Raw genomic sequence first — 11,196 nt, 5'->3', positions numbered from 1 at the left:
TGCAGCAAGCCGGGGCAGACGGCGGAACCTGTTGCGCTGACTGATCGCGGCGGAACGGTCCGTCAACCGGCGTCGCGTCGGGGATGACGACGGCGAGGTATGGGCCATTCCCAGGGGCTCCCGTCAGGCCGACAAGCTCGCACTGCCAGGCGTCATCCCAAGGCCGCCCGCTGAGCCTTCCACCGGCGCGTCTGGCGGGATTCGGGCCTGCGACCAGCGTTCAGAGATTGGACGGTCAGCTTGGGAACCGGATTGGTTTGCAGTCCCAGAGGGTGGTGCTGGCTGGCGGCAAAGCCATCGGCCACGTCTCGGAGCCGCGCAACGGACCGCGGTCTGCTGATGTCGACCGCGGTATCGGGCACGCGGGCACGGCTCGCGGGGGCTGTCGTAGGGGTAGGCGGCCGACGGGATCGAATGACGTGGTGGTCCCCCGATCCGACACCTGTCCTGGCCACACCTGCCCTGGGCGAGCCGGCCAGGACCGGCCGGGCGGCCTTCACCATCCTTTCCCAGTCAGACCTGGCGCCAGATCTGGTCGAATAGCCCAATCACGCCGGGTAGCCCGCAGCGCAGCCGGATTCATCGCGGATCTCACTGGGATCGCGCATGTCCTCTCCATCGCCCCAGGGCCGGTACACGTAGCGGACGCTACCGGGGTCCGCGCCGGCAGGATATCTTGGCGCCTTCGAAACCCTTACTACGCCCCCCACAGCATGTGGACCCCCCACGTCAAGCTGCAGGCTGACTCCTATGATCTCCGGAAGCTCGATATTCGAGCCCGCCACCACAGCAGTCGTCCGGAACCCACTGCTGTCTCCAAGCGCAATCCAACCATTCGCCACCGACTCGTCAGTCGGATCCTGCGCCTTCCAGTAGGTGAACTGCATCGAAGCAGGGTCATAGTTGGGCTCCTGCCCGGCCAATAGATTATCGTACGCCTCAACCCCCACCACTCGTTCACCGTCACACAACGGCGCATAGACGTAAAGTTGGTCACCGATCTGCGCAACCCCGACCGCGTAATAGTCATGGCTGGGCAAGAACACACCACAACCGGAGATCAGCAACAGACTCACGAGGCAAGCGGCGAATCGCATCCTCAACAGGTGTACTCCCCTCCTCCATTGCTGGCAGCTTCGGCCGCTGCCTCATATCTGTTGCAGCCCCCGCCGATCCAGACGTCGATCACCTCGGCACGATAATACAGTCCCGGGAACAATAGACCATCCTGGTTCCACTGCTGGTCGCGGTGGTACTTCTCGTGAGCAGCGAGATCCCTACCGACCTTCCAGGGGGCCACGTCGGTGACGAATGTCGTGCCATACGTGGTGCCACCCCTGGCCTTCAACGGTAACCGCCCCTGCTCGCAGACCCACAGTTCGTGAACATACGCACAACGCCCGCCCGTGTTCGTCACCAGCCATCGTGTGGCCCTTCCGATGCTGTCTGAGTGCATCGTTGACACAAACTGCTTCCCCGCCAGGAAGGCCAGTTTTAGCGGATTCACCTTTTCGTTATTTTCGGGAGCAGCGGCTTTCGAATCGGAACGACCGGGTGACGGCGAGGGCGCAGGGGCCGGTGCCGGACGCCGCTTGGGGAGCTTTGGTTTCCTTGGTGGCTTGCCGGTGATTATGGTTTTACCACCGTATTTGTAGGCGCGCCGGCCACCGCCGTAGACACCACCTTCTTCGAAGTACAGGCCGCTGGGGTCGCTGTAGGTGGTTGGATTGTTGTTGGCGTAGGTGTAGGCGCTCCATTGTTGGGGGTCGGTGAGGTCCATGATGGGGTCGACGCTGATGAAGCGGCCGAGGGTGGGGTCGTATTGGCGGGCGTTGAGGTGGGTGAGGCCGGTGGGGTCTTGGGTGCCGCCGAGGAAGCCCTTGTCGTGGGTGGGTGCCCAGGTGCCGGTGGTGGTGCCGCGTTGTTGACCGTAGGTCAGGGTGCGGCGGGTGGCCGTGGTGAGGGTGGTGGCGTCGATGGTGAGTTCGGCGGTGCCGTGGTGGTCGCTGATGATCCAGTGAAGAGTGGTGGCGGTGCGGATGGCGATAGCGCGGCCGGCGAAGGTGTAGTAGCGGGTGGCTTGGGTGGTGCTGCTGGTGGTGTCGCGGACTTCGGTGCCGCCGGGGAGGTAGAGAGTCTCGCCGGTGGGGTCGGTGCGGATGAGGCGGTTGCCGTCGGCGTCGTAGATGTAGCTGGTGTCGCCGGTTGAGTCGGTGGTGGCGGCGAGTTTGCCTTCACGGTTCCAGGTCAGGATCTGGGTGTCGCCGGTGGTGGTGGATCGGGTGGTGGTGTTACCGGCATCGTCGTAGGTGTAGGTGCGGTTCCAGGTGTCGGCGCCGGTGGCGGTCACGGTGGTGACCGCGTGTGGTTGGGGGGCGCCGGGGTTGGGGTAGGTGTAGGTGTGGGTGGTGTCGACGGTGCTGTGGCGGGTTTCGGTGGTGCGGTTGCCGGTGTTGTCGAAGGTCCAGGTGTACCAGTAGGGGTCGGTGGCGGTGTCGACCTGGTTCCAGGTGGTGGGGGTGGTGGCGCAGGCGCCGGACTCCGGGGTCCAGGCTTCGGTCATGCGGCGGAGGTAGTCGAAGGTGAAGCATTGATGGTCGGCGGTGCCGCCGGTGGGAGTGTCGTGGATTTCGGTGACGTTGCCGATGTCGTCGTAGGTATAAGTGTGGTTTGCGGCTTCGGGTTTGAGTTCGGCGACGACGTTGGTGCTGGTGAGGCGGCGGGTGGGTTCGTCGATGGTGGAGGTGACCGCGACGCGGCGGCCGAATTGACCGAGTTGGTATTGGATGAGTTGGTCGAGCTTGTTGTAGGTGGCGTCGTAGACGTAGAGCTGGGCTGAGGAGAGGGGACCGGCAGAGGTGCCGACGTCGGTGTAGGTGTGGGTCAGGGTCTCAGCGGGAAGGTCGGCGACGGCGGGCAGGCCGGTACGAAAGGGCTGCCCGTTGGCGCGGTAGGTGTGGGTGGTGGTGTAGGTGCAGGTGTTCGGGCTCATCGCGGCGCACAGGTTTGACTGGGTCGCGGGGAGTACGAGGCTGGTGGAGGTGGGTCGGCCGTAGGCGTCGTAGCCGTCGACTCGGGTGGCGTAGGGGTCACCGTTGGTGTAGCGGGTCGCGGCGGTGAGCTTCCCGATGCCGTTGGGCAGGGTGTCGTACTCCCACTCGGCGCGTGTGGTCCCGGTGGGGGTGTCATCGCGGACGCTGGTTTTGCGGTCGAGTTCGTCGTAGGTGTAGGCGAGGGGGGACCTGCCCGTGCCCGTGCTGATGGTGAGGTTCCCGGCGGCGTCGTAGGTGCTGGTGGTGGTGCCCTTGTCCGGATCGACCGCCTGGGTTTGGCGGCCGCGTAGGTCGTAGGTGTAGGACCACGTGTTGGCGCCGGTGGTGTCGGTGACGGCTTCGAGTTGCCCGAGCAGGGTGTGGGTGTAGGTGGTGATGTCGAACGTGGCCGGGTCGTCGCTACCGACGTCGGCGGGATTCTTGTACTGCCGCAGTGTGCTGGTGCGGTCATGGGCGTCGGTGATGGTGGTGGTGGCGGTGCCACCGGCTGGTGGAGTGGTGTGGACGCGGTCACCGCCGTAGCTGGTAGTGGTGCGCCACTTCTCCACGCCGTCACCGATCAGGATCTTCGCGGTCTGCCGGCCGGCGCCGTCGTAGGTGTGTCGGGTGATTGAGGGGATCTGGCCTTGGGGGGTGGCCAGACTCGTGTTCACCTCGGTGTTGGTGGAGTCGTAGTAGGGCGCAGATGTCCACGCGGTGGTGCCGAGGCTGTTGGTCATCGTGTCGGTGATCGTGCGTCCACCGCCGGTGGCCTGGAGTTGGTTCTGCCGCAGCCGCAGGAACCCGTCATACAGGTTCACCGATTTCCGGTACGTGGTCCCGGTCGGCAGCAGGGATTCGGTGGTGACCGCGGTCGGGCCACCGCTGTTGCGCACCTGGTAGGCGAACCTCGTGGTCGGCTTCTGGGTGGCCTTGTTCCGGCCGGGCTTCCACACGTTGGTCAACCGGCCGAGACCATCGTAGGTCAGGTCAGTGACCGCGCCGTTGGCGTCGGTGACCTTCGTCGGGGCGGCCCACGCCGGCGCCAGCAGCGTCGTGACCGGGTGTCCCTTCGGGTTGGTCACCACGGTCTCGACGACCTGGCCGCCGTCAGCGGTGGTGTGAGCGGTGGTGGTGGTGTGCCCCCGCGGGTCCGTGACAGCAGTGATCCGGCCGTTAGCGTCGTAGGCCGTCGTGGAGGTGCGGGTGTACACCGGCGTGCTGCCGGTGAACCTCTCCAACTCCTCGGTACGGACTAGGTTGCCCCTCGTGGGCGCCTGTCCGTGGGAGGAATCATCGGTGTAGGTGTCGTAGAACGACCGTGACCGGTTCAGCACAGTGGCCGGATCCGCGGGAGTCGGCGCACCGGCACACAGCCTGGACAGCGTTTCGACCTGGGACACGCGGTCGATCATCCAGCTGGAATTGTTCCGGGCGTAGCTGCTGCGGGCACAGGTCTCGTCACCGTCGACAGCCTCGTCGCCGTGGTTCTCCACCGTGACCGGTAGGCCGTCGCTGTTGAAGCTGGTGACGGTCTTGGCGTAGCGATGTCCGCCGGCGGCGAGGGCGGTACGGGTGCGGGTGACGTCGGTGTCGACCATCCACGCCTTCGTGGTGATCCCATCACGACTACGGGTCGCAGTCGGCCCGTTGATCCACGGATCGTTGCGGGTCGACGACACCTCCGCACCGCCCGGCCCGTTGGTGGTGATCGTCTGCAACTCGAAGCCCCTCAGGGCCTCATGGTCCTCGATCCTGCCACCCCACGAATCGGTGACCCACACGTCCTTGACCCCGGAACTGGCCTTGTCGCCGTCGAGACCACGCAGGTAGCGGTGCTCGACCGCGGTCTGCTGCCCGCCGACAGCACCGTGACGGACAGTGACTTTCCCGTAGCCGCGCCAGTCACTCCAGGTGCGATACTTGTCCTTGGTCAACTCGTCGGTGTTGTATGCCCACGCTGGCGTGCCGTAGTCGTACATGGTGACCTCGGTCGGCTGGTCCGTGACCGTATCATCAAGATCAACCCTGGTGACGACGTACTTGTGGAACCAGTCCAACGTCGGTTCCCGCCCGTCCGGGTCATAGTACGAGGGCATACACCGCTTCGTGTTGGTCGCCGGATCCGGCAAGCTACCACGGGTACAGTCCGCGCCCGAGTAGGACACGATGACGTCCCCACCAGACTCGGTGCGCACTGCCTTGATCCGCCACCGATACAACCCGGTACGCCCGTCATCCGGACCATCGACCCGGTTCGGCAACGGGTCGGACCCACTGCCAAACGTGACTTCCGGCTCTGAAACAACCACCCCACCAGCGGTGGTGACATGCCCGGTACGGGTGATACCCCGCAACCACATCGGCACCGTCTCACCGGTACCAGCATTAAGGAACTCGTGCCGCAGCGTCCACGACTCCACATCCGCGTAGCTGGTGGTGCCACTACGGGTCTGCGTGGTGACCTTCACCAACCGATGCGCCGTCCAGAACGTCGGCGCGCCCTGCGTCGTACACGGGGCACTGTCACAGTACTGATCCCACGGAGTGTCATGCCAATTCGCGGGCACCGGATCCGACGACCACGCCGCCCCACTCCAACACGACGTCAGACACCGCTCCCCCGTGGTGAACACCACCCGCAGCGGCGCCGCCTGACTGTACTCGGCGCCAGCGCGCATCCCATACTCAATACGCTTCAGATACCCACCACGGTCATAGGTGGTCCGCTGATCAGGATCAAGGCCACGGGCGTAGGCACCGGTCTCCGCACCATAGAAATACGCCATCGTGTTGTCATTCGGATCCACAACGTAGTCAAGATTCCACCGCCACGCCTGCGCGCAGTACGCCCCCTCAAACGAGGACTTGTAACACGGCTCACCAGAGTCGTTGCCGAACACCGGCACCGTCCACGTCGAATCCGTGACCGGCTTACCGCTACTCCAACCCGGCAACCTGTGGTACCCGAAGAAGTACTGCATACCGTCAGGGGTGGTGACCTTCCAATACTCGTTATCGTTGTCCCCGTTACCCCGCGCCGAACTGGTCAGCCGCTCCACCCGGGTACCGTCATCGTTACGCAGCCGCCACACCGACCCATCCCGAATCAACTCCCCCGCATGACCATTCAACGACAGAGTCGCGTTGTCGGTGAACCAGCACAGGTCCCCGGTCTTCTGCCCAGGATTGTCCACGGCACACGACTTATACTTACGCTCGATGAACCCCGGCCACGAATCCCACCCGTCACCGAGCCACGAACCCTGATTATTGGTCAACGCCGTCCGACCATCGACGCTGCCCGACGAATACGAGAAATCAATGTCCGGGGCTGGGCCACCCAACGACGGCGGCGTCCGCACCGAAGCCGACCAGGAGAAACTACCGGTCTGCGTCGACACCTGCCACTGCCCCGCCGGCGACAGACTGGTCTCGGTGTAGTCACCGTTGTCACCCGACGCCCCCGCCTCAACAGCGAACACCACCGCCGACCGCGCCCCCACCGACACCGACGCCGACACCTCACTGTTCGCGGCGTCGTTGTCGGTCACCAAAGGCGTACGGATGCGACACTCCTGCACCTGCGGCGTACTCAGGGCACACTCCGGCAACTGAACCACACGAAGCCGCGACGCCCAACCCCCACCGTAGGCCTGCGCGAACCCCGCATAATCGACGTGCACCCGCGCCCGCCCCACCCCAGGCTTGCCATCGACGCGGGCAGCCGACACCAGCAGACCCTCCACACCAGCCTCGGCGGTGGCCGCGCGATCGTGCACATTCACCTTTACCGCGGTCACCGCCGCGACGTCGCTCCTACGCGGCAACATGTCGTCCGACGGAGACACCGAGGAGACCGTGACCGGAAGAGAGCCCGCGCGAGCTCGCACCGGACCCGTCAACCCCGCCCGGGTACTCCGCGACTCGCCAGCGGCCGTGGTCGCCCCGGCCACATCCGCGACCGCACTCCCGGACGGCCACACCACCTCGGTCGCCCCGGACACCACCCGGGAATCGGCGTGCTCGGACTCGCCAGGCGTCGGCGTGAAAGTACGTGTCTTCACCCCAGTTGCCTGCTGGGGTGTGGGTAGGTCCATCGTTGGCGCCGCCATCACCTCCGGCTGCTCACCCAACATCGTCAACGTCATCACCGCCGACAAGCCAGCCGCCAGCCACACCGACCGCCGCGCCCGCCAGCCGCTGCCCCTACTCCGACCTGCGCCTACTGCACTCACCACGCCGCTCCCCTATGCGTATGGACCTGACTGGTGTTGCTAGGGCTGCAAATTCTCAGCTACGGGTAGCCCACTCACCCCGGTTCCGGCTGCTAGGCCACAGCGTCACCGCCGCAACCCAGCAGCCGCAGTCGTGTCACCCCGCGCGACTTCCGCAGGGTCGGCCCACGGGCTGCCCCCGTCGTGACCGAGGCACCGCCGGCCTGGTGACTCCCCGCGCTACGGCGCACTCATCTGGCAGATCTCACTGCTACTCAACACCCGCTGGAGCGCATACACATCAGATAGCTGCCCCACCAAATGGTGTGCCGGTGCGGCACCAGCGCCCTGGGTGCCACGACCAATAAGAAGCGCGCCGCTGGCTGGCCGAGGTGAGGTGAAGGCGACCTCACCGGCATCACCCGCACAGCGCACCGGGTCGCCCATCACGTACACCCGGATCACGTCCAGCGTCGCGTCGTACACACCGGCCAGGTGCAGCCACTGCCCTTCAGTGACCGGCCACGACACCGGTTCCGCGCACGCCGTCGTCAACTCGCCATCACTCGCGGCCATCGTGAAGCAGAAGCCCCCCGCTCCACCATTAGCGTCCTGCCGATACTCCAGACTCAGATCACTGGTATCCGGCCCGGCCTGTGAAACGACCGTCTGCACACCGCCCGACGCCAGATCCGTCAGCTTCGCCCACGCCGTCACCGTGAAGGCCTTCGTCGTATCCAGCACCGGACTCGATGCGGCGATCTCACCCGTACCGTCGAAGCTGGCCACCTGCCCCCGCTCCGCATCCGCCATCCAGGTCACCCCCGACGACACCGCGCCAGGCATCGCCGTCACCGACGACCCAATCGGCGGACACACACCGTCGCTCGCGTCCTGGTTACCCCAGTCCTGCGCCGTCGCCCCCGACGTCTCATCCAACCGCCAGTTCCAACACCGATTCGCAGCCGGCGTCACCCAAAACTGGTGCTCCACGGTCGGACCCACATTGCCCGCCACATCCTTGGCCCTCGCATACAACGTATGCACCATGTCCGTAGCCGGCGCATACGGACCCGTCGTCGCCGTAGCCGGATCACCACCCGTGGCCGCCACCGTCGTCACCGGCCCCGCATCCACCTGCCAGCTGAACTCCACCGCATCCGAGGCAGCACTGAGCGTGAACGTCCCCGCCGAACCCACCTCAGCGCCCCACTGCCGAGCAGGAAACTCACCAGACACCACAGAGGCCACCGCTGGCGCAGACGTATCAACCGTGAAGCTGTACCACGAACCCCACCCACTCCAGGTACCTAACTCGTCCACTGTCGTGGCGTGCCAGTAGTAGGTGGTCCCAGAGGTCAACTTGCTCGCCGGCACCTGGGATGTCGCGGTCGCCGTCGCGTTGGCCGACGTCGTCACGAACGACCGCGGCATCGTCGTGCTCCCCACCACGATCGGCGCCGACAGGCTCGCCGCTGTCCGAATCTCGAACGCTGTCTGCAAAACGCCACCGTCCGCGTCCTGCACACGCGCCCGCAACGTCGGCGTTGCATTCCGCACCACCGCGGGAGACGAACACTGCAAGTAGCAATCCGACGTCGTCGTGAAGGGCAGTCCGACCGGCCGCATCGGCGCCCTGTTGTACTGCACAGTCAACGCGGTCTTGCTGGGCAGAAACTTCGTCCACTGATAGTAATCAGATTCACTGGCAGCGCGCAGGCCGAACGTCATCGTGTTAGCACCAGCACTCACTTTCGCCTGGACCGCCGACTTCAACGCTGCCCCCTCGAACGTCTCCGTATCGTTATTCTTGGGGCATGACGATTGATTCGCATCGAAATGTTTCGTGTCCAGGTACTTCAGCCAGCCATCGGCTGCCGCATTCCACGTGTACTGATAGAAATGACTGATGTACTCCGTCTCCCACAGCTGAATGTTCGTACCGTTGCAAGCCGCGGTATGGTCAGCGGTCACCGAGAGATCCGCCGAGATGATGATCGAACCAGACATTTCATCAAAGTTGTGGAACTGCATGTGCGATCGCCACACATTCGAAGTATTCCACTGCCGACCGACCCTATAATCGTCGTGCTGGTTGAAGTACGAATGGTTCGGATTATCATCCATAACATTCGTCCAGTAGGCCGGCGACGGGTACGCAAAGTTCGGGTCGATGTACACCGGGAAGACCGTGTCCGGCGACCGCAGCAACTCCTGCACCGGCACCACCGTCAACCGCGACTGGGAAACCTCCGCCTCCATCCGCACCCGATGCGGCTCCGCGGGCTCCTCAACAGCACCCGCCACCAGTGCATCCAACACCGCCCGTGACCGCTGCTCCGACCGAACCGCCGCCTCGATCGCCGCCGGGTCCGGCGACGCCCACATCGACGGCGCCGAGGCGCCGAACACCACCTCACCCTCGGCATCGACCGCCTCGATCGCCCCATCCGACTGCTCCCGCAGCGAGACACCCTCCGTCGTCACGCCAAACGACAAAGAGGCCAACGCCGGGTTCGCCGCCGCCTGGGCCGACTTCACCACGAACAACTGCTGATACCAGCTGTCGCCAACACGCACCTGCAGATCCACACCCGGAAGAACCTCCGGATACGTCGCGACATCCCCTCTCAGCACCGGAGCCGGCAGGTCTGCCGGCCACGTCAACGAAATCCGACGACCCGGCTCACCCAACATCAACAGCGGGCCCGAACCACCACCAGACAATGTCAGATCCTGAGTGGTAGCAACCGGCGACACCAGGCCACCATCAGCACGCTTCAAAGTCGTATCAATATCTACCCATTGCGATCCCTCGAATGTCCGAACCGGAACTGGCGACAGCACCGCCGTCATCGTCTGGTCCGGATTCGCGTAGGCAATCGATGTCGCCGACCGCATCGAACTGACCTCCACCTGCGAATCGCAGGCCTCGGCCGTCGCCAACGCGGCCTCAGCAGAGGCCATCTCACCCACACACGTGACCGACGTCGAGGCCGAAGCCGGCGACACCGACAGGACCACCCCACCGAACGGTGCAACCACCACCAGCGCCAAAGCCCCAGTCACAAACCCCTGCCCGGAGAACCGTGACCGCACGGCACCCACCCCCCGTCCCCGCTATCGACAATCGTCAGAGACCGTAACTCAAGCCGCCTGAAAGCAAAAGGCCCATGCCGACCACAAGAGAGTAAGAATCTCAAACCCAAAACGCCATTAGGTATGGCTATATCAGATCAATCTGTCATAACCACCCCAGCACTACTCACCTACCCAAAACGGCCGGGACGGGTAAATGACTCCCTGCGGAATGTGCAGCGGTTTTCGCCACACTTTCGATAGCGACAGCAGGGGTTCCCAGCTTGTCTCGTAACCCCTGCGGACGTCTGGGGTTGTAGCTCTAAAGTGGTCCGTCAGACCCTGTCGCTTATCTCGGAGGTGAAACGGAACTGATAGAGCTATCAAGCGTCGCGTCCGTGCCAGCGCTTCCAATTGGAATGCGGTACCCGGCAGCGTCTGCCCACGCGGCTACGGACAGAAGCGGGGCGGAACGGCTGAAATCCCGGGCGGCAGTCCGTACAAGGCGGGTCGCACGATCCTGTGGCGACAAGGTGAGTTTGCCTAACGCACTGCCGCCACGGCCACCGCAGCCCTTCGCGCCGGCGTCTTCGAACCGAGGTTAGCGTTCGTGGCCACCGAGCCAACAGTCATCCTGGGTGTGGCGCGTCGCTGGGACGGCGACCACGCCGGTCGGGCCATCGCCCGCAGCAGCGATCCCCGCGCCGGTGATTCGGCGATCTCGCCCCGCCCAACGGCGGCAGACCGCCGACGCTAGGACATGCCGGGCTGCGGATGACGCAAGCTGGGGGCGGCCGAGCGACGGAAATCCGGTCATGTCGATCATGATGATCGATACGTATTCTTGGCGCAGACTTTCGCGCCCGGGA

At 64.7% G+C, this 11,196-nt stretch carries 4 protein-coding genes; 1 reads left to right on the top strand and 3 read right to left on the bottom strand.

Features of this window, described 5'->3' with window-relative positions; translation table 11 throughout:
* Window positions 1-548 precede the first annotated feature (548 nt).
* The 3 genes from B118_RS0117655 to B118_RS0117645 form a co-directional block, all read right to left on the bottom strand.
* Window positions 549-1,076, bottom strand: a complete 528-nt coding sequence (locus B118_RS0117655; RefSeq protein ID WP_028193110.1) for a hypothetical protein — start codon at window positions 1,074-1,076, stop codon at window positions 549-551.
* A gap of 23 nt (window positions 1,077-1,099) precedes the next feature.
* Complete coding sequence (locus B118_RS28445) at window positions 1,100-7,183, bottom strand: RHS repeat-associated core domain-containing protein (RefSeq protein ID WP_238323988.1); 6,084 nt, start codon at window positions 7,181-7,183, stop codon at window positions 1,100-1,102.
* A 306-nt stretch (window positions 7,184-7,489) separates the two neighbouring features.
* Window positions 7,490-10,216, bottom strand: coding sequence for a LamG domain-containing protein (locus B118_RS0117645; protein ID WP_238323986.1), 2,727 nt, complete (start codon window positions 10,214-10,216; stop codon window positions 7,490-7,492).
* Between the two features lie 721 nt (window positions 10,217-10,937).
* On the opposite strand from B118_RS0117645, the gene B118_RS32985 reads away from it, so the two are divergent.
* On the top strand, window positions 10,938-11,084 hold the full coding sequence (locus tag B118_RS32985) for a hypothetical protein (protein ID WP_238323978.1): 147 nt from the start codon (window positions 10,938-10,940) through the stop codon (window positions 11,082-11,084).
* Window positions 11,085-11,196 lie beyond the last annotated feature (112 nt).

Origin of the sequence: Salinispora pacifica CNR114 (assembly GCF_000514775.1) — a bacterium.
Classification (GTDB): domain Bacteria; phylum Actinomycetota; class Actinomycetes; order Mycobacteriales; family Micromonosporaceae; genus Micromonospora; species Micromonospora pacifica.
The sequence above is the reverse complement of the archived record's forward strand: the minus strand, read 5'-3'. Positions and strand labels throughout refer to the sequence as shown.